The 23,860-nt window shown below is 63.1% G+C and carries 23 protein-coding genes; 4 read left to right on the top strand and 19 right to left on the bottom strand.

Annotated elements, in window-relative coordinates; translation table 11 throughout:
* Window position 1: 1 nt before the first annotated feature.
* From ASD87_RS06470 to ASD87_RS06460, 3 genes are read right to left on the bottom strand one after another with little or no spacing between them, the layout of a single operon-like run.
* Window positions 2–787 carry an enoyl-CoA hydratase/isomerase family protein gene (locus ASD87_RS06470; protein WP_056318895.1) on the bottom strand — a complete coding sequence of 262 codons (786 nt, stop codon included), beginning with the start codon at window positions 785–787 and terminating at the stop codon, window positions 2–4.
* Window positions 784–1,995 (bottom strand): CaiB/BaiF CoA-transferase family protein, encoded by a 1,212-nt coding sequence (locus ASD87_RS06465; RefSeq protein ID WP_056319220.1) that lies wholly within the window; start codon window positions 1,993–1,995, stop codon window positions 784–786. Before ASD87_RS06465 ends, ASD87_RS06470 begins: the two co-directional genes overlap by 4 nt.
* A gap of 20 nt (window positions 1,996–2,015) precedes the next feature.
* The gene (locus tag ASD87_RS06460) at window positions 2,016–2,990 is read right to left on the bottom strand and encodes a tripartite tricarboxylate transporter substrate binding protein (protein ID WP_056318892.1); all 975 of its coding nucleotides are present in this window, start codon (window positions 2,988–2,990) and stop codon (window positions 2,016–2,018) included.
* 126 nt (window positions 2,991–3,116) lie between these two features.
* Between ASD87_RS06460 and ASD87_RS06455 the strand changes: the two genes are divergently transcribed.
* Entirely contained in the window at window positions 3,117–4,058 is a 942-nt protein-coding gene (locus tag ASD87_RS06455; protein WP_056318888.1) for a LysR family transcriptional regulator, read from the top strand.
* A gap of 3 nt (window positions 4,059–4,061) precedes the next feature.
* Here ASD87_RS06455 and ASD87_RS06450 read toward each other — a convergent pair whose 3' ends face one another.
* The 11 genes from ASD87_RS06450 to uvrB all read right to left on the bottom strand — a co-directional run bounded on the left by ASD87_RS06450 (window position 4,062) and on the right by uvrB (window position 13,646).
* Window positions 4,062–4,946 (bottom strand): methylglyoxal synthase, encoded by an 885-nt coding sequence (locus tag ASD87_RS06450; RefSeq protein WP_056318885.1) that lies wholly within the window; start codon window positions 4,944–4,946, stop codon window positions 4,062–4,064.
* 166 nt (window positions 4,947–5,112) lie between these two features.
* Window positions 5,113–5,307, bottom strand: coding sequence for a Fe-S cluster assembly protein IscX (gene iscX, locus ASD87_RS06445; protein ID WP_056318884.1), 195 nt, complete (start codon window positions 5,305–5,307; stop codon window positions 5,113–5,115).
* A complete protein-coding gene (fdx, locus tag ASD87_RS06440) occupies window positions 5,307–5,648 on the bottom strand; it encodes an ISC system 2Fe-2S type ferredoxin (protein ID WP_056318881.1) in 342 nt (113 codons plus the stop codon). Before fdx ends, iscX begins: the two co-directional genes overlap by 1 nt.
* A gap of 9 nt (window positions 5,649–5,657) precedes the next feature.
* Complete coding sequence (gene hscA / locus ASD87_RS06435; RefSeq protein ID WP_056318879.1) at window positions 5,658–7,520, bottom strand: Fe-S protein assembly chaperone HscA; 1,863 nt, start codon at window positions 7,518–7,520, stop codon at window positions 5,658–5,660.
* Between the two features lie 71 nt (window positions 7,521–7,591).
* Window positions 7,592–8,104: a Fe-S protein assembly co-chaperone HscB gene (gene hscB / locus ASD87_RS06430; protein ID WP_056318876.1), complete on the bottom strand. Its 513-nt coding sequence runs from the start codon at window positions 8,102–8,104 to the stop codon at window positions 7,592–7,594.
* A gap of 3 nt (window positions 8,105–8,107) precedes the next feature.
* The gene (gene iscA, locus ASD87_RS06425) at window positions 8,108–8,431 is read right to left on the bottom strand and encodes an iron-sulfur cluster assembly protein IscA (RefSeq protein ID WP_056318874.1); all 324 of its coding nucleotides are present in this window, start codon (window positions 8,429–8,431) and stop codon (window positions 8,108–8,110) included.
* A gap of 2 nt (window positions 8,432–8,433) precedes the next feature.
* Window positions 8,434–8,838: a Fe-S cluster assembly scaffold IscU gene (gene iscU / locus ASD87_RS06420; RefSeq protein WP_056318871.1), complete on the bottom strand. Its 405-nt coding sequence runs from the start codon at window positions 8,836–8,838 to the stop codon at window positions 8,434–8,436.
* Between the two features lie 33 nt (window positions 8,839–8,871).
* Window positions 8,872–10,083: an IscS subfamily cysteine desulfurase gene (locus tag ASD87_RS06415; RefSeq protein ID WP_056318868.1), complete on the bottom strand. Its 1,212-nt coding sequence runs from the start codon at window positions 10,081–10,083 to the stop codon at window positions 8,872–8,874.
* Window positions 10,084–10,104: 21 nt separating this feature from the next.
* Complete coding sequence (gene iscR / locus ASD87_RS06410; RefSeq protein ID WP_056318865.1) at window positions 10,105–10,644, bottom strand: Fe-S cluster assembly transcriptional regulator IscR; 540 nt, start codon at window positions 10,642–10,644, stop codon at window positions 10,105–10,107.
* Window positions 10,645–10,836: 192 nt separating this feature from the next.
* Window positions 10,837–11,328, bottom strand: coding sequence for a low molecular weight protein-tyrosine-phosphatase (locus ASD87_RS06405; protein WP_006386176.1), 492 nt, complete (start codon window positions 11,326–11,328; stop codon window positions 10,837–10,839).
* A gap of 251 nt (window positions 11,329–11,579) precedes the next feature.
* A complete protein-coding gene (gene uvrB, locus ASD87_RS06400) occupies window positions 11,580–13,646 on the bottom strand; it encodes an excinuclease ABC subunit UvrB (protein ID WP_056318862.1) in 2,067 nt (688 codons plus the stop codon).
* 75 nt (window positions 13,647–13,721) lie between these two features.
* Between uvrB and ASD87_RS06395 the strand changes: the two genes are divergently transcribed.
* On the top strand, window positions 13,722–14,921 hold the full coding sequence (locus tag ASD87_RS06395; RefSeq protein WP_056318860.1) for an amino acid aminotransferase: 1,200 nt from the start codon (window positions 13,722–13,724) through the stop codon (window positions 14,919–14,921).
* A gap of 146 nt (window positions 14,922–15,067) precedes the next feature.
* Window positions 15,068–15,718, top strand: a complete 651-nt coding sequence (gene lexA / locus ASD87_RS06390; protein ID WP_056318858.1) for a transcriptional repressor LexA — start codon at window positions 15,068–15,070, stop codon at window positions 15,716–15,718.
* Window positions 15,719–15,902: 184 nt separating this feature from the next.
* Here the strand turns inward: lexA and lon are convergent, their stop codons facing one another.
* The 5 genes from lon to ASD87_RS06365 form a co-directional block, all read right to left on the bottom strand.
* A complete protein-coding gene (gene lon / locus ASD87_RS06385) occupies window positions 15,903–18,353 on the bottom strand; it encodes an endopeptidase La (RefSeq protein WP_056318855.1) in 2,451 nt (816 codons plus the stop codon).
* Between the two features lie 258 nt (window positions 18,354–18,611).
* Window positions 18,612–19,910: an ATP-dependent Clp protease ATP-binding subunit ClpX gene (clpX, locus tag ASD87_RS06380; protein ID WP_056318854.1), complete on the bottom strand. Its 1,299-nt coding sequence runs from the start codon at window positions 19,908–19,910 to the stop codon at window positions 18,612–18,614.
* Between the two features lie 102 nt (window positions 19,911–20,012).
* Entirely contained in the window at window positions 20,013–20,666 is a 654-nt protein-coding gene (gene clpP, locus ASD87_RS06375; RefSeq protein ID WP_056318852.1) for an ATP-dependent Clp endopeptidase proteolytic subunit ClpP, read from the bottom strand.
* A 4-nt stretch (window positions 20,667–20,670) separates the two neighbouring features.
* Window positions 20,671–21,981, bottom strand: a complete 1,311-nt coding sequence (tig, locus tag ASD87_RS06370) for a trigger factor (protein WP_056318847.1) — start codon at window positions 21,979–21,981, stop codon at window positions 20,671–20,673.
* A 164-nt stretch (window positions 21,982–22,145) separates the two neighbouring features.
* Window positions 22,146–22,901 (bottom strand): M48 family metallopeptidase, encoded by a 756-nt coding sequence (locus ASD87_RS06365; RefSeq protein WP_056318844.1) that lies wholly within the window; start codon window positions 22,899–22,901, stop codon window positions 22,146–22,148.
* A 258-nt stretch (window positions 22,902–23,159) separates the two neighbouring features.
* On the opposite strand from ASD87_RS06365, the gene ASD87_RS06360 reads away from it, so the two are divergent.
* The gene (locus tag ASD87_RS06360; RefSeq protein WP_056318843.1) at window positions 23,160–23,705 is read left to right on the top strand and encodes a TIGR00645 family protein; all 546 of its coding nucleotides are present in this window, start codon (window positions 23,160–23,162) and stop codon (window positions 23,703–23,705) included.
* The last annotated feature ends 155 nt before the right edge of the window (window positions 23,706–23,860 follow it).

Raw genomic sequence — 23,860 nt, 5'->3', positions numbered from 1 at the left:
GTTAGCGCGTTTCGCCGACGCTTGCCCAGTCGGGCGCCCGCTTCTGCACGAAGGCGCTCAAGCCTTCGCGCGCCTCGGGCGTGGCCGCGGCGTTGCAGAACACTTCCACCGCCGTGGCCACCCGGCGCCGATACTCGTTGTCGTTGCTGTACACGAACGCGCGCCGGCCCATCGCCAGGACCTCCGGCGGCTTCTGCGCCAGCGACCGAGCCAGCGTGCGCGCCTCGTCCAGCAGTTCGGCCTCGGCGGCGACACGCGACACCAGCCCCATCGCCTGCGCCTCGTCTGCACTGAACGTGCGGCCGGTAAAGAGCAGATCGAACGCCCGATGCTTGCCCACCACCGCCGGCAGATGCACGTAATGAAGGGCGGGCAGCACGCCCACGTCGATCTCCGGGTAGCCAAACGTCGCGCTGTCGGCGGCCACGATCATGTCGCTGGAAATCGCCACCGTCATGCCGCCGCCGCGCACGGCGCCAGACACCACCGAAATCGATGGTTTGGTCAGGTTGAACTGCGCGTCATACAGCTTGATGTAGAGCCGGGTCAGCAACTCCCGCACACGCGCGGGCGTGCTTTGCAGCAACTGCTTCATGTCCAGCCCGGCGCAGAATCGCCCGGGCAGGCTGCTGGCCAGCAGCACCGCCCGCACGCCCGCATCCGCATTCGCCTTTTCCAGCGCACCAATCAGCGCGTCCAGCACACCCACGTCCAGCGCGTTGACGGGCGCATGGCATAGATGGATTTCGGCGATGCCATCGCGGACTTCGTAACGCACCGGATTCATGTCGTTCCTTTATCGAAGGGGTGCTGCTGCACGCTGCCACTAACCAGCATCGCGGCAATCTCGCTTGCCTCAAAGCCCAGCTCCGCCAGGATTTCACGGCTGTGCTCGCCCAACATCGGCGCGGGCCGCGCGGCCTTGCGCGGCTGCCGCCCAAAACGCACGGGCAGGCCTATATTGCGCACTTCGCCAAGCGCCGGATGCTCGGTCGTCGCGATCAGTTCGCGCGCCGCGACCTGCGGATGCGCCAACGCCTGGTCCAGCGTATGGATCGCCGAACACGCGATTCCCTTTGGTTTGAGCAACGCCAGCCATTGCGCCACCGACCGCGTTTCGATGCGCGACTGCACCAGGGCGACGGTCGCGTCAAAGTTGCGGACTCGCTCGGCATTGGTCGCAAACGCCGGATCGTTCACATATTCCTGCAACCCCGCCGCCGCACAGAAGCGCTGCCACTGCGCGTCATTGCCCACACCCAGCATAAGGTCGCCATCGGACGCACGAAACGCCTGGTACGGACACATCGCCGGATGGCCCGTGCCCATCCGGCGCGGCACTTTCCCCGTGCGCCAATAATTCTGCGCCATGTAAGACATCAGCCCCAGCGACGTATCCAGCAGCGACACATCCAGGTATTGCCCCTTGCCCGTCTGCCCGCGCTCGAGCAGCGCCGCCAGAATGCCGCTCAGCGCAAACGAACCCGTGCCCAGATCCACCGGCGAAAAGCTGGCGCGCGCAAAATTGCCATCCGGCTCGCCCATCGTGCTGATCATGCCGCTGAAGGCCTGCAGCATGACGTCGTAGCCCGGCTCGTCGCCCATCGGCCCTTCACGGCCGTAGCCCGAGATCTCGCAGTACACGAGACGCGGATTGAGGCGGCTCAGCGTCTCGTAATCGACGCCCAGGCGCGCCGCGGTCTTGCCGCCAAACCCCTGCAGCACAACATCGGCCTGGCCGGCCAGGCGATGGACCACCGCCCGCCCCGCTTCGGTCTTCAGGTCCACCGCGAGACTGCGCTTGTTGTGATTGACCGCCAGGAACGTCGCGGACTCACCGGCCTCCTGCGGCAGCCACGCGCGCGTGTCGTCGCCGGTGCCCACCGGCTCGACCTTGATCACGCGCGCGCCCAGTTCGCCCAGATACTGCCCGCACAACGGGCCTGCCAGCACCTTGCTCAGATCCAGGACCGTGATGTTCTTCAGTGGGGTCATGCGATGCCCGCCTTCCATGTTCACTGCTCCGCCTTCAACCCGATCGTCTTCGCCGCCTGCGTCCATTGCGCGGTTTCCTGCTTGAAGAACTCGTCCAGCTTGACCGGCGCCACCTGAAAGGCCTCCGCGCCCCGCTCCTGCATGGCCTGGCGGTAAGTGTCGCTGGCCACCACCTTCGCGACCGCGGCCCGCAGTTTCTGCACCACGTCATCCGGCGTGCCGGCGGGCGTCTGCAGCGCGAACCAGAATTTCAGATCCAGGGCGGGATAGCCTGCCTCCTTCAGCGTCGGCACGTCCGGCAACAGCGGCGAACGCGCCGCCGACGTGATCGCCAACGCCTTGAGCCGGCCGCCTTGCACCTGGCCGATGCTGGTGGACATGCTGTCGAACAGAAAGTCGACCTGACCGCCGATCACGTCCGTCACGGCGTTGGCGCTGCCCTTGTAAGCCACGCCCACGGCCTGAAAATTGGCCAGCTTCTGCAGCGAGGCGCCATACACGTGCGGCGAGCTGCCCGGGCCAAACGTGGCGTAGCTCAAGCCCTGCGGTGCGCTGCGCCCGCGCTCCACCAGTTCAGCCAGCGTCTTGACGGGCGTGCGCTCGGGGTTGACGACCAGCAGGTTCGGCATGGCGCCCGTCGTGCCAACGGGCACGAAATCCTTGGCCGGGTGCATCTTTGCGCTGGGATACATCAACGGATTGATGGCCTGCATGGCCACCGTGTTGTGCATGAGCGTGTAGCCGTCGGCCGGGCCATTGAGCACGCTTTGATAGCCCACGTTTCCGCTCGCGCCCGGCTTGTTCTGCACGATGACCTGCTGCCCCAGCTCGCGTGCCAGCGGCTCGGCCACCAGGCGTGCGATGAAATCGGTCGGCCCGCCCGCGGAAAACGGCACGACCAGCGTGATGGGCTTGGCGGGCCAGGCATCCGCAAACGCGGGGGCCGACAGCGCCGCCGAAGCGAGGCAGGCAGCGAATAGTTTGTTGAGCATCATGTTGTCTCCTGTGATTTTTTCTTGGATGACGCTCATTATGGAAAGCGGATTGATATATTAGAAATACCGTTTAAATATGCAGGCCATAATAAAAAAGTGATGGCCCGCACCGTCCGGAGCCATCTCATGTCCATGTCCATCCGTGCGATGCAGTGCTTTGTCGCCGTGGTTTCAACGGGTTCGATCAGCCGTGCGGCCGCCGCGCTGCACGTGGCCCAACCGGCGCTCAGCCTGCAGATCCGCAACCTCGAGGAAGATCTGGGCGTGGTGCTGCTGCATCGCAGCGCGCGTGGCGTCACACCCACCGCCGCTGGTTCACGGCTGCTGGCGCATGCGCGCGAGATCCTTGGCCGCATCGACGCGGCGCGCGCGGACGTGCGCGAAGACATCAACGCCCCGCGCGGAACGGTATCGCTGGCAATGTCGATGTCGATGGCCAAGCTGCTGACCGTGCCGCTCCTGCGCTTTTCCCTCGCCCAGTGGCCGGGCGTCTATCTGAAGATCATTGAATCCAGCACCGGCTACATTCCCGGCTTTGTCAGCTCGGGGCACGCCGACCTGGGGCTCACGTTCAGCGACGAGGCGTCGGTCGACCTTCGATTTCAGCATCTGATCGACGAAGAGCTGGTGGTGGTGTCGCCGCCCGCGGCAAAGCCCAGCAAGCGCGCGGCATCGGACCTCGCTGGGCTACCGTCCATCACCCTGCGCGCGTTGTCGGCGCTGCCGCTGGTGTTGCCAGGCAATCCGCATAGCCTGCGCCGGCTGCTCGACCAATACCAGCAGCGCGAACAGGTGCAATTTCGCATCATTGCCGAGGCCAACGCCATTCCGCAGCTCATCGAGCTGGCGCAGGCCGGCGTTGCCAGTACGATCCTGTCCTACGAGGCCGTCCGCCAGGAAGCCGCGCGCGGCCTGGTCGTGCTGCGCCGGATCGCCAAGCCCAGGCTGACGCGCCCGGTCTTTCTGTGCCGTTCGGATGTCTTGCCGCTGTCGATGGCGGCAGCGGCCGTCGCGGACCGCGTCGCTCGCATCATCACCGGCGCTGGCCCGGCCGCGACGCGCGCGTAGCGGTCAGATGCCGCGCTTTTCGACGGCTTGCGCCCAGCGGCGCGCGACGGTGGGAGACGTGGCGCAGGTGGCGGACTCGGTCACCACGCGCACCGCGCGTTCCAGCAACTGGATGTCGGCCTCGTGCTGGCGCGCGACGTGGGGGTCTTCGAAGAAGATGACGCGCTGGCATTGGTGCTCCAGCACCAATTCGGCAATCTGCGCATCGCCGCCCAGCGGGCCGCTGAGGTAACGGTGAACCCACGGCGTATCCTTGGGCCAGCCGCGCGACCAGGCCAGCTCGTTCAGGCGGCCGCCCGTCGTGCCCGTGGCCACGCGCCGCGCAAACCGGGACAGCACATCGAAGTGCTCGCTGGCAAAGGCCACCATTTCGTCCTTGAGCGCATCGTGGGCGATCATCGCCAGCGTCTGGCCCGAGAAATTGAAATGGCGCGACACGGACGCGTCCGGCGCCAGACCCGCATGGATGCGTTCGACCTCCATCCATTCGATGGCGCCGGCCAGAGTCGAAATGAAAGGCCGGCCATGCGTGATGCACTGCCGCTTGAGCGCAAGCGCTTCCGGAAAAATCGAGGACGGATCCACGGGATCGATCAGGTAGATCGCGCCGTCGAACGGCGCCTGGCCATCGCGGCCTTCGGTCACGCGCGCCACCAGTTTCATCAGACCGCCCTCGCGGCCGTACGGGTAGCGGATCAGGCCGGAGTAACCCTGCAGCATGCCCTCGCGCACGATCGCATCATGGGTGCGCCCCACCGTGTGCAACTGCACGCCCAGCTCGCGGATGGTGGACGAGCACGAACGCAGCCAGGTGAACAAGGCGGCATCGGGGGTTTCGTGGTGCAAACGATTGGCGGCCAGGCCAAAACGCAGTTGGGCAGCGGGCATCGGTAGACTCGGCTGGAAAGGACAACAAACGGATCCCCGATGATACCGTGGCCTGCGCGACGCCGGCATGTCAAACACGGCGGCAGACCATCGCCGGCCAACGGCACGGCGCGGCCACGCCCAAAAAAAACGCTCCCGGAAAGGGAGCGTTCTAGGCAAATCACGTTCAGTCGGCTTCGTCGATCCAGGCCATCTGGATGGCCTCCAGGATCTTCTCGCCGCAGTGCGCGGGATCGTCGGAAAAGCCCGGCAATGCCATGACCCAGTCGCGCAGCTGCGTGAAGCGCAGCGCCTTGGGGTCGACGTCAGGATGCGCGTCGTACAGCGCGGCGGCAATCTCGTAGGTGTCGGTCCACTTCATCAATGGCCCTCTTTGGCGTGATTGATCGTGTACTTCGGAATCTCGACCGTCAGGTCGGCGTCGCTTACCAGCGCCTGGCACGACAGCCGCGAGGTCGGGGTCAGGCCCCAGGCCTTGTCCAGCAGGTCTTCCTCGTCGTCCGTTGCGTCTTCCAGCGACGAATACCCTTGCTTGACCACCACATGACAGGTCGTGCAGGCGCACGACAATTCGCACGCGTGCTCGATATCGATGTGGTTATCCAGCAGCACACGGCAAATCGACACACCCTTGGGCGCGTCTTCGATCACCGCGCCTTCGGGACAGTAGTCGGGATGAGGCAATACAGTCAGTTTCGGCATAACTTCTTATCAGGCGATTTCGTCAAGTTTGCGGCCGGCAAGCGCGGCGCGGATACTGCGGTCCATGCGGCGTGCGGCGAACTCATCCGTCGCGGCCGACAGGGCCTGCACGGCTTGCGTCACGGTGTCCACGTCCTGCGCCTGCTGCGCAGCGATGGCCCCTTGCAGGCATTCATCCACGCGCTTGCGTTCGTCCGGGTCCAGCAGGTCGCCGTCGACGGCCAGCGCGGCCTGCACCGATTCCACCAGCTGACGCGCATCCACCTGCTGCTCGCGCAACATGCGCGCCTTCGCATCGGTGTCGGCCTGCGCCACGCTGTCGGCCAGCATCTTGGCGATCTCGTCATCGGACAAGCCGTACGACGGTTTGACCGACACCATCGCCTCGACGCCCTGGCTTTGCTCGCGCGCAGTGACGCTCAGCAGGCCGTCCGCGTCCACCTGGAAGGTCACACGGATACGCGCCGCGCCGGCCACCATGGGCGGAATGCCTCGCAGTTCAAAGCGCGCCAACGAACGGGAATCCGACACCAGGTCGCGCTCGCCCTGCACCACGTGGATGCTCATGGCCGTCTGGCCATCCTTGAAGGTCGTGAATTCCTGCGCGCGCGCGACCGGAATGGTGCTGTTGCGCGGGATGATGCGTTCGACCAGGCCGCCCATCGTTTCCAGACCCAGCGACAGCGGGATCACATCCAGCAGCAGCCAGTCCTCGCCCGGCGCGCGGTTGCCCGCCAGCAGATTGGCCTGCAGCGCGGCACCCAGTGCCACCACTTGGTCGGGATCCAGATCGGTCAGCGGCTCCGTGCCAAACACCTTGGCCACGGCAGCGCGCACGACGGGCATGCGCGTGGCGCCGCCCACCATCACCACGCCGCGCACGTCGGCGGGCTTGAGCGCAGCATCGCGCAGCGCGCGGCGCGCCGTGTCCAGCGTGCGCTCGATCAGCGGCTGGGCCAGGGCTTCGAATTCTTCACGGGTCAGCGTCAGCGCGACATCGCGTCCGCCCGACAGCGTCAGCTGCAAGGTCGTCACGTCGGAATCCGACAGCGTTTCACGCGCGGCGCGCGCGGCCATCAGCAGGCCCCGGCGCTCGGCGGGCGACAGCTCGCCCAAGCCCAGCTTCGCCACGGCGTGGTCCGCGATCAGGACATCGAAATCGTCGCCGCCAAGCGCCGTATCGCCGCCCGTGGAGATCACCTCAAACACACCCTGCGTCAGGCGCAGGATGGAGATATCGAATGTGCCGCCGCCCAGGTCATAAACCGCGTAAACACCCTCGGCAGCATTGTCCAGGCCGTAGGCAATCGCGGCCGCGGTCGGCTCATTCAAGAGGCGCAGAACGTTCAGGCCCGCCAAGCGCGCGGCGTCGCGCGTGGCCTGGCGCTGTGCGTCATCAAAATACGCGGGCACGGTAATGACCGCACCCACCAGTTCGTCGCCGAGCACGTCTTCGGCGCGCTGGCGCAGCACCGCCAGGATCTGCGCGGACACCTCGACCGGGCTCAGATCGCCCTGCGCCGTGCGGATTCGCACCATGCCGGGGGCATCCACGAATTCATACGGCGCACGCGTCGCGCGCGCCTCTTCCAGCGACCGGCCCATGAAACGCTTCACGGACACGACCGTGTTCAGCGGATCCTCGGCTTGCTGGGCCAGGGGCTCACGGCCGGTCGTGACCTTGCCGCCGGGAAAATAACGCACTGCCGACGGCAGCAAGGCATGGCCTTGCGCGTCGGGCAGCACTTCGGCAACGCTGCTGCGCACGGCAGCAACCAGCGAATTGGTGGTGCCCAGGTCAATCCCGACCGCCAGCTTGCGCTGGTGCGGCGCGGGCGATTCGCCGGGCTCGGATATCTGCAATAAGGCCATGATTCTTTTTTCTGGTCAGTTGGCCGCGCCGTGCAGGCGCCCGTGTCGGGCACGCCCCAGCGCGCCGTTGGCTATCCCGCGGGCTGCACGTTGGCCAGCTCCTGCGCCAGCTTTTCCACGAACATCCATTCCCGCACCTTGCGCCCGGCAGCCGCGTAATCGCGTTCCTCATCCAGGAGGCGCGTCAGCGTGGCTCGCATCTCGGCGCGCGCCGCTTCCAGCTCGGCTTGCAGCGTGTCCAGCACGCCGGCGTCATCGCGCGCATCGTCCAGCATCTCGCGCCAGGTCATCTGCTGCATCAGAAAGGCCGCGTCCATGGACGTGTTGCTTTCCGTCTGAAGATCCACGCCCGCCTGCTCGCACAGGTAGCGCGCCCGCAGCAGCGGATCCTTCAATTCGCGATATGCCTCGTTGGCGCGGGCGGCCCACTGCATCGCCACGCGGCGCTCGGCAGGGCTGGCCGTCGCGAACCGGTCGGGGTGAACCTTCGCGGCGACGCTGCGCCAGGCGTGTTCAAGCGCCTGGCCGTCCAGGTCGAATTGTGCCGGCAAGCCAAACAGGCTGAAGTGATCGTCACCAGCCAAGACTTACACCGTGAACGACTCGCCGCAGCCGCAGGTCGCCTTCTCGTTGGGGTTGCGGAACTTGAAGCCTTCGTTCAGGCCCTCGCGGGCGTAGTCCAGCTCCGTGCCATCGAGATAAGAAAGGCTCTTGGGGTCAATGAAGACCTTCACGCCAAAACTCTCGAAGACGACATCTTCCGCCTCGACCTCGTCGACATACTCCAACTTGTAGGCCATGCCGGAACAGCCCGTCGTCCTAACGCCGAGCCGCAAGCCGATACCCTTTCCGCGCTTCTGCAAGTAGCGGCCGATATGGGTGGCAGCCTGTTGGGTCAGGGTAACGGACATGATCAGCCCGCCACAGCTTCGGCAGTGGCCGAATGCTTTTCTTTGTAGTTCTGCACCGCGGCCTTGATCGCGTCTTCGGCCAGGATGGAACAGTGCACCTTCACCGGCGGCAGGGCCAGCTCTTCGGCGATCTGCGTGTTGCGGATGCTCATCGCTTGATCCAGCGTCTTGCCCTTGACCCACTCGGTCACGAGCGAGCTGGAAGCGATGGCCGAGCCACAGCCGTAGGTCTTGAAGCGCGCGTCTTCGATCACGCCGGCTTCGTTCACCTTGATCTGCAGCTTCATGACGTCGCCACAGGCCGGCGCGCCGACCATGCCGGTACCCACCGACTCGTCCGACTTGTCGAACGAACCGACGTTGCGGGGATTTTCGTAGTGATCCAGAACTTTGGTGCTGTAAGACATGTTAATTCTCCACGTATTTCGAGGCGCGGGCGCTTAGTGCGCGGCCCACTGCACGGTGTTCAAGTCGATGCCTTCCTTGGCCATTTCCCACAGCGGCGACATATCGCGCAGCTTGCCAACCCGGCTCTTGATCAGTTCGACCGCAAAGTCCACTTCCTTTTCGGTCGTGAATCGACCCAGCGTGAAGCGGATCGAGCTGTGCGCCAACTCATCGTTGCGGCCCAGGGCGCGCAGCACGTACGAGGGCTCCAGGCTGGCGGACGTGCAAGCCGAACCGCTGGACACTGCCAGTTCCTTGATCGCCATGATCAGGGACTCGCCTTCGACGTAATTGAAGCTGACGTTCAGGTTGTGCGGCACGCGCTGGTCCATGTCGCCGTTGAGGTAGACCTCTTCGATTTCGGACAACCCCTTCCAGAGGCGGTCGCGCAGCATGCGGATGCGCTCGTTCTCGGTGCCCATTTCTTCGCGGGCCAGACGGAACGCTTCGCCCATGCCGACGATCTGATGCGTGGCCAGCGTGCCCGAGCGGAAACCGCGCTCATGGCCACCGCCGTGCATCTGCGCTTCGATGCGGATACGCGGCTTGCGGCGCACATACAGCGCACCGATGCCCTTCGGGCCGTAAGTCTTGTGGGCCGAGAACGACATCAGGTCGACCTTCAGCTTTTGCAGATCGATTTCCACCTTGCCGGTCGCCTGAGCGGCGTCCACATGGAAGATGATGCCCTTTTCGCGGCAGATTTCGCCCAGCGTTTCCACGTCCTGGATCACGCCGATTTCGTTGTTCACCATCATCACCGACACCAGCACGGTGTCGGGACGCAGCGCAGCCTTGAAGACATCCAGGTCGATCAGGCCATTGTCCTTGACGTTCAGGTACGTGACTTCGAAACCTTGGCGTTCCAGTTCACGACAGGTGTCGAGCACAGCCTTGTGCTCGGTCTTGACCGTGATGATGTGCTTGCCGCGTTCGGCGTAGAAATTGGCAGCGCCCTTGATGGCCAGGTTGTCGGATTCGGTGGCGCCGGAGGTCCAGACGATTTCGCGCGGGTCGGCATTGACCAGCTTGGCGACTTCTTCGCGGGCGCGTTCGACGGCCTCTTCGGATTCCCAACCAAACGCGTGGCTGCGCGAGGCCGGGTTGCCAAAGTTCTCGTACAGCCAGGGCACCATGGCGTCGACGACACGGGGGTCGACAGGCGTCGTGGCCGAATAATCCAGATAGATCGGACGGGTGGTCATTTCTACAACTCCTGATGCTTCTTATACGGTGGCGTTGGCAGCCACAGTCGTGGTCGGGGCGTTGGCGGCGGTAGCGCCTCCCACCCGGTTCACACGCACTGCGCAGGCCTGCGCTTGATTGGTGGCTTCCTGCAGTTGGCGCACACGCTGCTGATCAACGAGATCCTGCAGGGACACCGAATCCAGGTAATCCACCATCTTGCGATTCAACGTCGCCCAGAGTTCGTGCGTCATGCACTTGCCCGGCTTGCCGTCGTTGCCGCTCGTACAGTCCCGCTTGCCACCACAGCTGGTCGCATCCAGCGGTTCGTCGACGGCGAAGATGATGTCCGCGACCGTCACGTTGCGCGCCAGACGCGCAAGCGAATAACCGCCGCCCGGGCCGCGGACACTGTCCACGAGCTCGTGACGGCGGAGCTTGCCGAAAAGCTGTTCAAGATACGAAAGCGAAATGTTCTGACGCTGGCTGATGGCCGCAAGAGTGACCGGACCGCTATGCTGCCGCATAGCCAGGTCGATCATGGCAGTCACGGCGAAACGCCCTTTGGTAGTTAGCCGCATGGTGAATTCCCTGTGATTCCGGCAGTGGCCGCCAGCGAATCCAGCGGTCAATACCCGAGTAATTGGCTCAAGTATAGCCTATTCCCGACTAATTTGGTATGGCTCCGGGCTACAAAAAACCGCGCATCTGCGCGGTTTTTCACTGCCTTATACCTGAAGAGCCGCTCTGCGAGCGGATCCACGACCATGCAATCAGGCAGCCTGGTACTGGGTAGCGCGCTTGCGGACCAATTCGAGGACGCCCTGACAGGCATCTTCCAGGTAATCCAGAACCTTGCCGAAGCCGTCGGCGCCGCCGTAGTAAGGATCGGGCACGGTGGCTTCTTCGAATTCATTGGCGAAGCGCATCAACAGCATCAGCTTGTGCTGGTATGCCTTGGGGCATTGCTGCTGCATGGCGGACAGATTGTCCCAGTCCATGGCGAGGATCAGATCGAAGTCACGGAAGTCTTCCGCGGTGACCTGACGCGCCTCGCAGTGAGTGATCTCGTAGCCGCGCTTGCGAGCTGCAGCCTGCGCCCGGGCATCAGGCGCCTCGCCAATGTGAAACGCGTGCGTACCCGCGGAGTCGATGCGAACGACATCGCCCAAACCCGCGTCATTCACCAAATGGCGAAACACGCCCTCTGCGCTCGGCGAGCGACAGATATTGCCCATGCAAACGAAAAGTACCTTGGTCATCATGGAAGCAAGTGTGCGGGAAAACCCGAGATAAGGCAAGCTTTTTTTGCGCCCGCGCAATTGACGCAGCGCAAATCAGGGGCCGGCATAACCACAACAAAATCATGGGCTTGCAAGCTTATATTCAGGTAACCACTGAGATGTAAACCCCGCAAAATTCCCGAATGGTTACACCATGATTGCAACGCACCACTTTTTGCAGCCATTCAGGAAACAGTAAGCGTGCAGACATGAATTGAAACATCCATAGCCCGCTACACCGCCCCGTCGAGCAGCACCCGCTGCTTGAGCGCATTGAGCGAATCCCGAGCCGCGGCCGCCTGCTCGAATTCGAGGTTGCGCGCGTGGTCCATCATCAGCTTTTCCAGGCGCTTGATCTCGCGGGCCAGCGCCTTTTCGTCCTTCAGCAGTTCGGCGGGCACTGCGGCCTCCAGCGTGTCATGCTGGGCGGGCGCCACGATGCCGTCGATCAACTCGCGCACGGCCTTCTGCACACCGCGAGCGGTGATGCCGTTGTCGAGGTTGAATTGCAGCTGTTTGGCGCGCCGGCGGGCGGTTTCATCCATGGCGCGCTTCATCGAGTCCGTGATCCGGTCGGCATAGAGGATCGCGTGACCATTGAGGTTGCGCGCCGCGCGGCCGATGGTCTGGATCAGGCTGCGCTCCGAACGCAGGAAGCCTTCCTTGTCGGCGTCCAGAATGGCGACGAGCGACACTTCGGGAATGTCCAGCCCTTCGCGCAGCAGGTTGATGCCCACCAGCACGTCGAACGTGCCCAGGCGCAAGTCGCGCAGGATCTCGACACGCTCGACCGTATCAATGTCCGAGTGCAGGTAGCGCACCTTCACGCCATGCTCGCTCAGAAAGTCGGTCAGGTCTTCGGCCATGCGCTTGGTGAGCGTCGTGACCAGCACGCGATCTCCTTGCGTGACACGCGCCTTGATCTGCCCGAGCAGATCGTCAACCTGCGTGCGGGCGGGCAGCACCTGCACGAGCGGATCGACCAGCCCCGTGGGGCGCACCACCTGCTCCACGACGTTGTCCGCATGTTCTTGTTCGTACGCGGCCGGCGTTGCCGAAACGAACACGCATTGGCGCATCCGCGCTTCGAACTCTTCGAGCTTGAGCGGGCGGTTGTCCAACGCGGACGGCAGACGAAAACCGTACTGCACCAACGTCTCCTTGCGCGACCGGTCTCCGCGATACATGGCGCTAAGCTGGCCGATGGTCACGTGGCTTTCGTCGATGAACATCAGCGCGTCGGACGGCAGGTAGTCGATCAGGGTCGGCGGCGGCTCGCCCGGCGCGGCGCCGGACAGATGGCGCGAGTAGTTCTCGATGCCCTTGCAGAATCCCAGCTCCTGCAGCATCTCCAGATCGAAGCGGGTACGCTGCTCGAGACGCTGCGCCTCGACCAGATGGCCGTCGTCAACGAAGCGCTTGACGCGTTCGCGCAGTTCTTCCTTGATGGTTTCGATGGCGCGCAGCACGGTGTCGCGCGGCGTCACATAGTGCGAACCGGGATAGACAGTGAAGCGCGGCAGTTTCTGGCGGATACGGCCAGTCAGCGGGTCAAACAATTCCAGACTTTCGATTTCGTCGTCGAACAGCGTCACGCGCAACGCGAGCTCGGCGCTTTCCGCCGGGAAGATATCGATGGTTTCGCCCCGCACGCGAAACACCCCGCGCGTGAACTCCGCGTCGTTGCGGGTGTACTGCATGGCGACCAGGCGCGCGAGGATCTCGCGCCGGGCGATCTGGTCCCCCGCACGCAGGATCAGCACCATCGCGTGATAGTCGCCGGGGTTACCGATACCGTAGATGCAGGACACGGTGCCCACGATGATCGTGTCGCGGCGCTCTAGCAGGCTCTTGGTGGCCGACAGCCGCATCTGCTCAATGTGTTCGTTGATGGACGAATCCTTCTCAATGAACAGGTCGCGCGTCGGCACGTAGGCCTCGGGCTGATAGTAGTCGTAGTAAGAAACGAAGTACTCGACCGCGTTCTTCGGGAAGAACTCGCGCATTTCGGCGTAGAGCTGCGCGGCCAGCGTCTTGTTGGGCGCAAGCACCAGCGCCGGACGGCCCATGCGAGCAATGACGTTGGCCATGGTGTACGTCTTGCCCGACCCGGTCACCCCCAAAAGCGTCTGGTACATGAGGCCGTCTTCGACACCCTGGGTCAGCCCTGCGATGGCCGTGGGCTGGTCTCCCGCCGGCGGATAGGGTTGGTAGAGATGAAACGGGCTGTCAGGGAAATCGACGAATCCCGGACCTGCGGCGGGAGCCCCCGCGCTTGGGTCTATTGCGCTCTTAGGCATGCTAGACTGTTCCAGGGTAAACCCCCCATTATCCACAGCACCTCGTACTGCGTCCACCCACCTCATCAGAGTCCCATGAGCACCCTTTTCGATTCCGTCGAGCTCGCGCCGCGCGACCCCATTCTTGGTCTGAACGAACAATACAACGCGGATACCCGCCCCGGTAAAGTGAACCTGGGCGTGGGCGTGTATTACGATGATCAGGGACGGATCCCGCTCCTGGGCGCAGTGCGCAAGGCCGAAACCGCCCGCATCGAAGCCGCTGCCGCCCGCGGTTATCTGCCGATCGAAGGCATTGCCGGCTATAACGCCGGTGCGCAGGCCCTGCTCCTGGGCAAGGACTCCGCGCTGGCCGCCGCCGGCCGCGTGCTGACCACGCAAGCCCTGGGCGGCACCGGCGCCCTGAAGATCGGCGCCGACTTCCTGCGCCAGCTGTTGCCGGGCTCGAAGGTGCTGATCAGCGATCCCAGCTGGGAAAACCACCGCGCGCTGTTCGAACGCGCCGGCTTTGAAGTCGGCACGTACGCCTACTACGACGCCGCCACCCGTGGCCTGAACTTCGAAGCCATGCTGGCCGACCTGAAGGCCGCGCCCGCCAAGACCATCGTCGTGCTGCACGCATGCTGCCACAACCCCACCGGCGCTGACCCCACCGCCGACCAGTGGAAGCAGATCGCCGCCGTCGTGAAGGAAAACAACCTGGTCCCGTTCCTGGACATCGCCTACCAAGGGTTCGGCGACGGCCTCAAGGAAGACGCTGCAGTCGTGCGCCTGTTCGCCGACATGGACATGACCATGTTCATCAGCTCATCGTTCTCGAAGTCGTTCTCGCTGTACGGCGAGCGCGTCGGCGCGCTGACCGTTGTCGCCGGCAGCAAGGACGAAGCCACGCGCGTGCTGAGCCAGCTCAAGCGCGTCATCCGCACCAACTACTCCAACCCGCCCACGCACGGCGGCACGGTCGTCTCGACGGTGCTGAACACGCCCGAGCTGTTTGCCCTGTGGGAAGAAGAACTGGCCGGCATGCGTGATCGCATCCGCCTGATGCGTGCTCAACTGGTCGACAAGATCAAGGAACACGGCGGCAAGCAGGACTTCAGCTTCGTGCTCAAGCAACGCGGCATGTTCTCGTACTCGGGCCTGTCCGCCGCCCAAGTGGACCGCCTGCGCGAAGAACACGGCGTCTACGCCGTGTCCAGCGGCCGCATCTGCGTGGCCGCGCTGAACAGCGGCAACATCGACAAGGTGGCAGCCGGCATCGCAGCCGTGCTGTGAATCACGTCGGCGGTACGCCGTCAGCAGTCAAAACGGGACCTTCGGGTCCCGTTTTTGTTGGCATCGTGCCCCGCTTGCTTTTTTGCGCTACGTCCCCCAGAATGGCGCTGTATATATGTACAGTCCGCTCACACCGGATCATCGCCATGGCCAGCAAACTCACGGATCGCCAACAACAAATCCTGGACCTCATCAGGCAAACGGTCGCGCGCACCGGCTTTCCGCCGACCCGCGCCGAAATTGCCCAGGCCTTGGGTTTTCGCTCTCCCAACGCCGCAGAAGACCACCTCAAGGCTTTGGCACGCAAGGGGGCCATCGAACTCACGGCTGGTGCCTCACGCGGCATCCGGCTCAAAGATGCTGCCGCCGCGCCGGTGCAATCGTCGCTTCCCATCCCCGCCCTCGCCCAGCTTCTCCTGCCACTGGTCGGCCGCGTGGCAGCTGGCAGCCCCATCCTTGCAGCCGAGCACGTCGAGCGCGAAGTTGGCGTGGATCCCAGCCTTTTCGCCCAAGCCCCCGACTACCTGCTCAAGGTGCGCGGCATGAGCATGCGCGACGCGGGCATCCTCGAAGGCGATCTGCTGGCCGTCAAGAAGGCGTCTGAAGCGCGCAATGGCCAAATCGTGGTGGCCCGTCTGGGCGACGACGTCACGGTCAAGCGCCTCCAACGCCAGAACGGCCATATCGAACTGCTGCCTGAAAACCCCGACTTCGAGACGATCGTGGTTAACGCCGATCAGGAATTTGCGCTGGAAGGCATTGCGGTGGGTCTCATCCGCACTCAACCGCTGCACTAGGCTGCAGTCCTCTGGCGGGCGCCCCCCCCCCACCCCACCCGGCCAAACTGGCAGGCAAGCCCACCAAAAAGAAAACCCCGCTCATGAGAGCGGGGTTTTTTGCTTTCGGGCGTCAACAAGGCCTGGTGACGCCTTTCGGCTTCGGGCACCCTCTTTCGAGGGCGCCCCGGCGTTCAGGACGCCATCAGTGCTTCATCACCGGGTCGGTCGAGCCAGGTTCCGCAGGTTTGGCAACCAACGGCTCCTTTACGGCTTCTTCCTCGGCCAGGGGCTCCGGCAGACGCTCCAAGGCCAGTTCCAGCACCTTGTCGATCCAGCGGACCGGCACGATCTCAAGGTGGTTCTTGACGTTATCCGGGATTTCCGCCAAGTCCTTGACGTTTTCTTCCGGGATCAGAACCGTCTTGATACCGCCGCGGTGGGCCGCCAGCAGCTTTTCCTTCAGGCCGCCGATCGGCAGGACTTCACCACGCAGCGTGATCTCGCCCGTCATGGCGACGTCGGCGCGCACCGGGATGCGCGACAGCGCCGAGACCATGGCGGTGGTGATCGCAATACCCGCGGACGGACCGTCCTTGGGCGTCGCGCCTTCCGGCACGTGCACGTGCATATCGTGCTTTTCGAAGACGCTATCGGCAAAGCCCAGACGGCGAGCCCGCGAACGCACAACCGTGCGCGCCGCCTCGACCGACTCTTTCATCACATCGCCGAGCGAGCCCGTGCGCTGGATGACGCCCTTGCCGGGCATGTCCGCGACTTCGATCGTCAGCAGGTCGCCGCCGACTTCTGTCCACGCCAGGCCGGTCACCTGGCCGATCTGGTTTTCCTTTTCGGCCATGCCGAACGCGTAGCGGCGCACGCCCAGGTAGTCGCTGAGGTTGTCGGCCGTGACGTTGACCGCCTTGACCTCCGGCGTCTTGCCCTCGGCCTTGGCGCGATCGCTTTGGGTCAGCAATTGCTTGATGACCTTGCGGCAGATCTTGCCGACTTCGCGTTCGAGTGCACGGACACCGGCTTCGCGGGTGTAGTAGCGCACGATATCGCGCAGCGCGCTGTCGTCCACGGTCAGCTCGGTATCCTTCACGCCGTTGTTCTTCATCAGCTTGGGCAGCAGATGGTCGCGGGCAATGTGGATCTTTTCTTCCTCGGTGTAACCCGACAGGCGGATCACTTCCATGCGGTCCAGCAGCGCCGGCGGAATGTTCAGCGTGTTGCTGGTCGCCACGAACATGACGTCCGACAGATCGAAATCGACCTCGATGTAGTGGTCCTGGAACGTATGGTTCTGTTCCGGATCCAGCACTTCGAGCAAGGCCGACGAGGGATCGCCGCGGAAATCCATGCCCAGCTTGTCGATTTCATCAAGCAGGAACAGGGGATTGCGCACGCCGACCTTCGACATGTTCTGCACGATCTTGCCGGGCATGGAACCGATATACGTACGGCGGTGGCCGCGGATCTCGGCCTCGTCACGGACGCCGCCCAGGGCCATGCGCACGAACTTGCGGTTCGTGGCCTTGGCGATCGACTGACCCAGCGAGGTCTTGCCGACGCCCGGAGGGCCGACCAGGCACAGGATCGGCGCCTTCACCTTGTCCACGCGCTGTTGCACGGCAAGATACTCGAGGATCCGTTCCTTGACCTTTTCGAGACCGTAGTGGTCGTTGTCCAGCACCGTTTCGGCGTTGCTGATCGAGTTGTTGATCTTGCTCTTCTTTCTCCAGGGGAGATTGATGAGCGTATCGATGTAGTTGCGCACCACCGTGGCTTCGGCCGACATGGGCGACATGAGCTTGAGCTTCTTGAGCTCGGCATCGGCCTTCTTGCGCGCCTCTTTGGGCATGTGGGCAGCGATGATCTTCTTTTCAAGCTCTTCGATGTCCGCGCCCTCTTCGCCTTCGCCCAGCTCTTTCTGAATGGCCTTGACCTGCTCATTCAGGTAGTAGTCGCGCTGGCTCTTTTCCATCTGCTTCTTCACGCGGCCGCGAATCCGCTTCTCGACCTGGAGGATGTCGATTTCGGTTTCGAGTTGCGTGAGCAGACCTTCGAGGCGCTCGGAGGTGCCCGTGATCTCGAGCATCTTCTGCTTCTGCTCGAGCTTCAGGGGAAGATGCGCGGCGATCGTGTCAGCCAGGCGGCCAGCATCGTCGATGCCAGCCAGCGAGGTGAGGATCTCGGGCGGGATCTTCTTGTTGAGTTTTACGTATTGCTCGAACTGCGCAACGATGGCGCGGCGCAAGGCTTCGGTTTCGGAGCCCTGCATGGCGTCCGGTTCGATTGGCGACACCTGGCAGGTGAAGTGCGAATCGGCGTCTTCGATGGAGTTGATGCGGGCGCGCTGCGTACCCTCGACCAGCACCTTTACGGTGCCGTCAGGCAGCTTGAGCATCTGCAGGATGCCGGCGACGCAGCCGATCTCGTAGACGTCTTCAGGCGTGGGGTCATCTTTGCCGGCGGACTTTTGGGCCACCAGCATGATGCTTTTGCCCGCTTCCATCGCGACCTCGAGCGCGCGGATGGAGCGCGGTCGGCCGACGAACAGCGGGATGACCATGTGCGGGAACACTACGACATCGCGCAGCGGCAGCAGGGGAAGGTCGATCGGGTCGGAAGGCAGGGTCTGGCTGGCAGACATATGAGGTTCCTCGGTATGACTCGGCGTATGGGGACGGGGCACCCGGGTAATACCCGAGCAAACTCGTCAATTACGTCTGTTATGGGAACAATAGCCGAAAATTCAAGATCTCGGCCGCCTGGATCACCAAAAGGCCCCAAAAAGGCCCTGGAACCGCCTTCAGTATGCGGCCATGACGGGCGGCTGAAAAGTGCGATCGGGGATGTAGGCGCGCCCTAGGTAAAAAAACCCGTTACGAGAACGGGCTTTTTTGAAATATCAGGCGGCGGCGTCGCGGACTTCTCCGCGCTCCGGCTTCTCTGGCGCGGCATTTTCATCCGCGTAGATCAGCAGGGGCTTGCCCTCGCCTTCGATGGCGTTTTCGTCGAGGACCACGCGCTTGACGTTGCCCTGGGAAGGCAGGTCATACATGGTGTCGAGCAGTGCCTGTTCGATGATGGAACGCAGGCCGCGGGCCCCCGTCTTGCGGCGCAGCGCCTTGCGGGCGATGGCCTTGAGCGCAGCCGGGCGCACGTCGAGCTCGGCGCCTTCCATGGCGAACAGCTTTTGGAACTGCTTGAGCAAGGCGTTCTTGGGTTCGGTCAGGATCTGGACCAGTGCGGCTTCGTCCAGCTCGTCCAGCGTCGCGACCACGGGCAGACGACCGACCAGTTCGGGAATGAGACCGAACTTGATGAGGTCTTCGGGCTCCACTTCGGAGAAGAGTTCGCCCACGCCGCGTTCAGACTTGGCACGTACCGACGCCGAAAAGCCGATACCCGACTTTTCAGTACGGTCACGGATGACCTTTTCCAGCCCGTCGAAGGCCCCGCCGACGATGAACAGGATGTTGGTGGTGTCGACCTGGACGAAGTCCTGGTTCGGATGCTTGCGGCCGCCCTGCGGGGGAACCGACGCCACCGTGCCTTCGATCAGCTTGAGCAGGGCCTGTTGCACGCCCTCGCCCGACACGTCGCGCGTGATGGACGGGTTGTCGGACTTGCGCGAGATCTTGTCGATCTCGTCGATGTAGATGATGGCGCGCTGGGCCTTTTCGACTTCATAGTTGCAGTTCTGCAGCAACTTCTGAATGATGTTTTCGACGTCTTCACCCACGTAGCCCGCTTCGGTCAGCGTGGTGGCGTCGGCCATGACGAAAGGCACGTTCAGCATGCGAGCCAGCGTCTGGGCCAGGAGCGTCTTGCCGGAGCCGGTGGGCCCGATCAGCATGATGTTGCTCTTGGAGAGCTCGACTTCGTCGCCCTTGATCTCGCCGTGGCGAATGCGCTTGTAGTGGTTGTAGACGGCCACGGCCAGCATGCGCTTGGGCGACGTTTGCCCAATAACGTACTGGTCGAGGAAAGTCTTGATTTCAGCCGGAGTGGGCAGCTCGGAACGAATCGCCGCGCGCGCGGTTGCCTGCGCTTCTTCGCGGATGATGTCGTTGCACAAGTCGATGCATTCATCGCAGATGAATACCGACGGACCCGCGATCAGCTTGCGGACTTCGTGCTGGCTTTTATTGCAAAACGAGCAATGCAGCACCTTAGCGTCTGCCGATCCCTTTTTTTCAGGCATATTTCTTTCGTATCTCAGGTAAAGATGCGCCAGGCCGGGTACATGGCCTAGCGCATGCGCTTACTCAAACATGATGGCAGCGGGTCTGGATCAACCGGGAAGTCAGCCTTCGGACCGGGAGGCCATGACCTTGTCCACCAGTCCATACGATACCGCATCTTCGGCCGACATGAAGTTGTCACGTTCCGTATCCAGCTCGATGCGCTCCATGCTCTGCCCAGTGTTGTGGGCCAGGATGCGGTTCAAGCGCTCGCGCAGGTCCAGGATTTCGCGAGCCTGGATCTGGATGTCGGAGGCCTGCCCTTGGGCGCCGCCCGAGGGCTGGTGGATCATGATGCGCGAGTTGGGCAGGGTGAAACGCTTGCCCTTCTTGCCAGCCGCCAAGAGGAACGCGCCCATGCTGGCCGCAAGGCCGGTGCACAGGGTGGACACGTCCGGCTTGACGAACTGCATGGTGTCAAAAATGGCCATTCCCGCGTACACCGACCCGCCAGGCGAGTTGATGTACAGGGAAATGTCCTTGTCAGGATTCTCCGATTCCAGGAACAGCAACTGAGCCACGACCAGGTTGGCCGTGGCGTCGTTCACCGGCCCCACCAGGAAAATGAGCCGTTCGCGGAGCAGACGCGAATAGATGTCGTAGGCGCGCTCGCCGCGCCCCGACTGCTCGATCACCATGGGAATGTAGCCCAGGCCGGTGGGGGTCACCGAAGACCCGCCATTCATTGCCGCATAGAAATCGGTGAATCTCTGCATAGTGTTACGCCATCCCCATCAACTGATCGAAAGGCACCTTTTCGTCGGTGACCTTGGCCTTTTCCAACACGTGCGCGACGACGTTGTCTTCCAGCACGATAGCCTCGATTTCAGCACGACGCTGGCGGTCTGCCAGGTAATAGCTGACAACCTGGGCGGGTTGTTCGTAGTTCTGGGCGAATTCTTCGATGCGCGCGCGGACCTGTTCCGGCTTGGCTTGCAGCTGAGCTTGCTTGACCAGTTCGGAGACCAGCAGGCCCAGGCGGACACGGCGCTCGGATTCGGTCGAGAAGGCTTCGGCCGGGATCGGCACGGATTCGGCATTGGGCACGCCGCGCTGCTTCAGTTCTTCGCGGGCAGCAGAGATACGGCCTTGCACGTCGTTGTCGACCAGGGCCTTCGGCACGTCGAACTTGCCGGCTTCGACCAGGGCGTCCATGACGCTGGACTTGGTGCGGCCTTGCGAACGGACCTTCACTTCGCGCTCGATGTTGCTGCGGATGTCGGCCTTGAGCTTTTCGACGTCGCCTTCGGCTTGGCCGAGCGACTTGGCGAATTCGCTGTTCAGTTCGGGCAGGACGCCTTCAGCCACTTCCTTGATGGTGATGGTGAATTCGGCGGTCTTGCCGGCAACTTCCACGCCTTGGTAGTCATCGGGGAACTTGAGCTGGAAAACCTTGGTTTCGCCAGCCTTCAGGCCACGCGCGGCTTCTTCGAATTCCGGCAGCATGCGGCCTTGGCCGAGCACGAACGGGAAGTCTTCGGCTTTGCCGCCTTCGAACGGCACGCCGTCGATGGTGCCGGCAAAGTCCAGCGTCACGCGATCGCCGTCGGCGCTGGCGCGGCCTTCACGGGCTTCGAACGTGGCGCGTTGCTTGCGCAGCACGTCCAGCGTCTGCTGAACTTCAGCGTCGGTGACGGCGGTTTCGTAACGGGTGACGGCCAAGGCGGACAGGTCCGGCACGGCGACTTCCGGGTAGACCTCGAACGTGGCGGTGAACGCCAGCGTGTCGTCGGAAACGCCTTCCGTCTTGGGCTCGAGGTTCGGGGCGCCGGCGACGCGCAGCTTGGCGCCGTCGATGGCTTGTTCAAAGGCACGGCCAACTTGGCTATTGATCACGTCGTAGCGGATGCTGGGACCATGGCTGCGCTCGAGCATGGCGAGCGGCGCCTTGCCCGGACGGAAGCCGGGGACCTTGGCGGTCCGAGCCACGCGCTTCAATTGCGCCTGGACTTCCTTTTCGACGTCGGCCACCGAGACGGCCAGATCAACACGGCGCTCCAGGCCGGAGAGGGTTTCAACCACAGGCTGCATTAAAAGACCTATTTTCCGAGAGATGAGATTACGGGCGGATAAACGCGGCATTTTACCGGAAACTTCCGGAACCCTGACGCAAAGGGGCGCGAGCCCCGGATTTGCCCGGATGCTCGCGCCCCGTTTATCGCCCAGAAAGCGAGGATCGACGCCTGGCTCAGAGGTTACTTGGCCTTGGCGATGCGGTCTTCGATGTGCTGCGCGCGCTTGGTCGAGGACGGGTGGGAGCTCATCATATCGCTCTTGCCGCCATCCAGCTCGGCCAGCTTCTGGAACGCGGTCACAAGGCCACGCGTATTCTGCTTCTTGGACTGCAGCAGGTCGAACGAATAATCGTCCGCCGCGCTTTCCTGCGATTGCGAGAACTGCGCATTGATGAACTTCTCGGTCAGGTCGCCCAGTTGCGAGGAGCTCAGCTGGGAGACGGTCGCGCCGCCCGCCGCGCCAGCCGCGTCACGCGCAGCCGACACCGTGTAGGCGGTCTGCATTGCCTTCTTGGTGTGGCCCAGCGCCACGTGACCGATTTCGTGGCCGACCACGCCCATCACTTCGTCGTCCGTCATCATGTCCATGAGGCCGCTATAGACGCGGATGCAGCCGTTGGCCATTGCCCAGGCGTTCACGTCCTTGGTGACATAGACCTTGTAGCTGGCTTTCTGGCCATTGACCGTGCTGCCCAGCGACTTGGCGATCTTCTGCAGACGAGCGTCGTATTTGCTGCCCGGCGCGGCGATCTTTTCCTGCGAATCGCTCTGTGCGCATGCCTTGTCCGACAGGGTCTTGATCTCGGCATCGCTCAGCGTGGCCGCCTGGACGACCTTGGCGCCGGCGCCGACGAGCCCACCGATATCCAACGCATGTGCGGCCGAGTAAGGGGCGAGCGCAATGGCCAACGCGGCGACGGTGTAGCGGATCTTCATGGGAACAAACTCCTATTGACTTGTTCTATGCAAACGAGGCGGCAATTCTATATACGCCTCCAGCTTTCGACGTATTTCGGCACAGAGTTTCGCAAATGCGAATTTCGCTTACCAAAAAGCCGAGCGCTTCGAAGGACGCCATGCTAAGCATCCGGTCAGCGGCAAGCCGCCGGTTGAAAGAGATGTCCGCTGTCTCATGGCGTTGATAGAATTGCCGCCGCGCATTTTTTCGCAAAACCACAACGGCTCGCACCCATCATGATCCCGAATCCCCCTCCCCGCCTCGGGCTGTTGCCCAGTCTCATCTTCAGTTCGCGCTGGCTGCAGCTTCCGCTTTACCTGGGGCTTATCGTCGCGCAGGGCGTATACGTCATGCTGTTCCTCAAGGAACTGTGGCACCTCGTCACCCACGCCACCAGCTTCGGCGAAATGGAGATCATGCTGATCGTGCTGGGCCTGATCGACGTGGTCATGATCTCCAACCTGCTGGTGATGGTGATCGTTGGCGGCTACGAGACGTTCGTGTCGCGCCTGCGCCTTCAGAACCATCCCGACCAACCGGAATGGCTGAGCCACGTCAACGCCAGCGTGCTGAAAGTGAAGCTGGCCATGGCCATCATCGGCATCTCCTCGATCCACCTGCTGCGCACCTTCATCGAAGCAGGCACGATCGGCACGCCGAATGCGCGCTTCACCGAAGCCGGCGTGATGTGGCAGACCATCATCCACGCCATCTTCATTCTTTCGGCGCTGGGGATCGCACTGGTGGACAAGCTCTCGACCGGCAGCAACGCCAAGCACTGAGCGTCCGCGCAAAAAAAAGCCCCCACGCGACAAACGTGGGGGTTTTTTTATGGATAGTGACCCGTCCTGGAATTGGTTGACACCTTTTTGAGAGAAAAAAGGAGAGTCAATTGGAATCAAGGATCAAGCGAACCCAGCGGGACTACAGTCTGGCT

Origin of the sequence: Achromobacter sp. Root170 (assembly GCF_001428165.1) — a bacterium.
Classification (GTDB): Bacteria; Pseudomonadota; Gammaproteobacteria; order Burkholderiales; family Burkholderiaceae_B; genus Achromobacter; species Achromobacter mucicolens.
This window is presented reverse-complemented; position numbering and strand designations above follow the sequence as displayed.

Coding starts and splice junctions, on each gene's coding strand:
- ASD87_RS06470 (WP_056318895.1), bottom strand. CDS start 787: ATGAATCCGGTGCGTTACGAAGTCCGCGATGGCATCGCCGAAATCCAT.
- ASD87_RS06465 (WP_056319220.1), bottom strand. CDS start 1,995: ATGACCCCACTGAAGAACATCACGGTCCTGGATCTGAGCAAGGTGCTG.
- ASD87_RS06460 (WP_056318892.1), bottom strand. CDS start 2,990: ATGATGCTCAACAAACTATTCGCTGCCTGCCTCGCTTCGGCGGCGCTG.
- ASD87_RS06455 (WP_056318888.1), top strand. CDS start 3,117: ATGTCCATGTCCATCCGTGCGATGCAGTGCTTTGTCGCCGTGGTTTCA.
- ASD87_RS06450 (WP_056318885.1), bottom strand. CDS start 4,946: ATGCCCGCTGCCCAACTGCGTTTTGGCCTGGCCGCCAATCGTTTGCAC.
- iscX (WP_056318884.1), bottom strand. CDS start 5,307: ATGAAGTGGACCGACACCTACGAGATTGCCGCCGCGCTGTACGACGCG.
- fdx (WP_056318881.1), bottom strand. CDS start 5,648: ATGCCGAAACTGACTGTATTGCCTCATCCCGACTACTGTCCCGAAGGC.
- hscA (WP_056318879.1), bottom strand. CDS start 7,520: ATGGCCTTATTGCAGATATCCGAGCCCGGCGAATCGCCCGCGCCGCAC.
- iscA (WP_056318874.1), bottom strand. CDS start 8,431: ATGTCCGTTACCCTGACCCAACAGGCTGCCACCCATATCGGCCGCTAC.
- iscU (WP_056318871.1), bottom strand. CDS start 8,838: ATGTCTTACAGCACCAAAGTTCTGGATCACTACGAAAATCCCCGCAAC.
- ASD87_RS06415 (WP_056318868.1), bottom strand. CDS start 10,083: ATGACCACCCGTCCGATCTATCTGGATTATTCGGCCACGACGCCTGTC.
- iscR (WP_056318865.1), bottom strand. CDS start 10,644: ATGCGGCTAACTACCAAAGGGCGTTTCGCCGTGACTGCCATGATCGAC.
- ASD87_RS06405 (WP_006386176.1), bottom strand. CDS start 11,328: ATGATGACCAAGGTACTTTTCGTTTGCATGGGCAATATCTGTCGCTCG.
- uvrB (WP_056318862.1), bottom strand. CDS start 13,646: ATGCCTAAGAGCGCAATAGACCCAAGCGCGGGGGCTCCCGCCGCAGGT.
- ASD87_RS06395 (WP_056318860.1), top strand. CDS start 13,722: ATGAGCACCCTTTTCGATTCCGTCGAGCTCGCGCCGCGCGACCCCATT.
- lexA (WP_056318858.1), top strand. CDS start 15,068: ATGGCCAGCAAACTCACGGATCGCCAACAACAAATCCTGGACCTCATC.
- lon (WP_056318855.1), bottom strand. CDS start 18,353: ATGTCTGCCAGCCAGACCCTGCCTTCCGACCCGATCGACCTTCCCCTG.
- clpX (WP_056318854.1), bottom strand. CDS start 19,910: ATGCCTGAAAAAAAGGGATCGGCAGACGCTAAGGTGCTGCATTGCTCG.
- clpP (WP_056318852.1), bottom strand. CDS start 20,666: ATGCAGAGATTCACCGATTTCTATGCGGCAATGAATGGCGGGTCTTCG.
- tig (WP_056318847.1), bottom strand. CDS start 21,981: ATGCAGCCTGTGGTTGAAACCCTCTCCGGCCTGGAGCGCCGTGTTGAT.
- ASD87_RS06365 (WP_056318844.1), bottom strand. CDS start 22,901: ATGAAGATCCGCTACACCGTCGCCGCGTTGGCCATTGCGCTCGCCCCT.
- ASD87_RS06360 (WP_056318843.1), top strand. CDS start 23,160: ATGATCCCGAATCCCCCTCCCCGCCTCGGGCTGTTGCCCAGTCTCATC.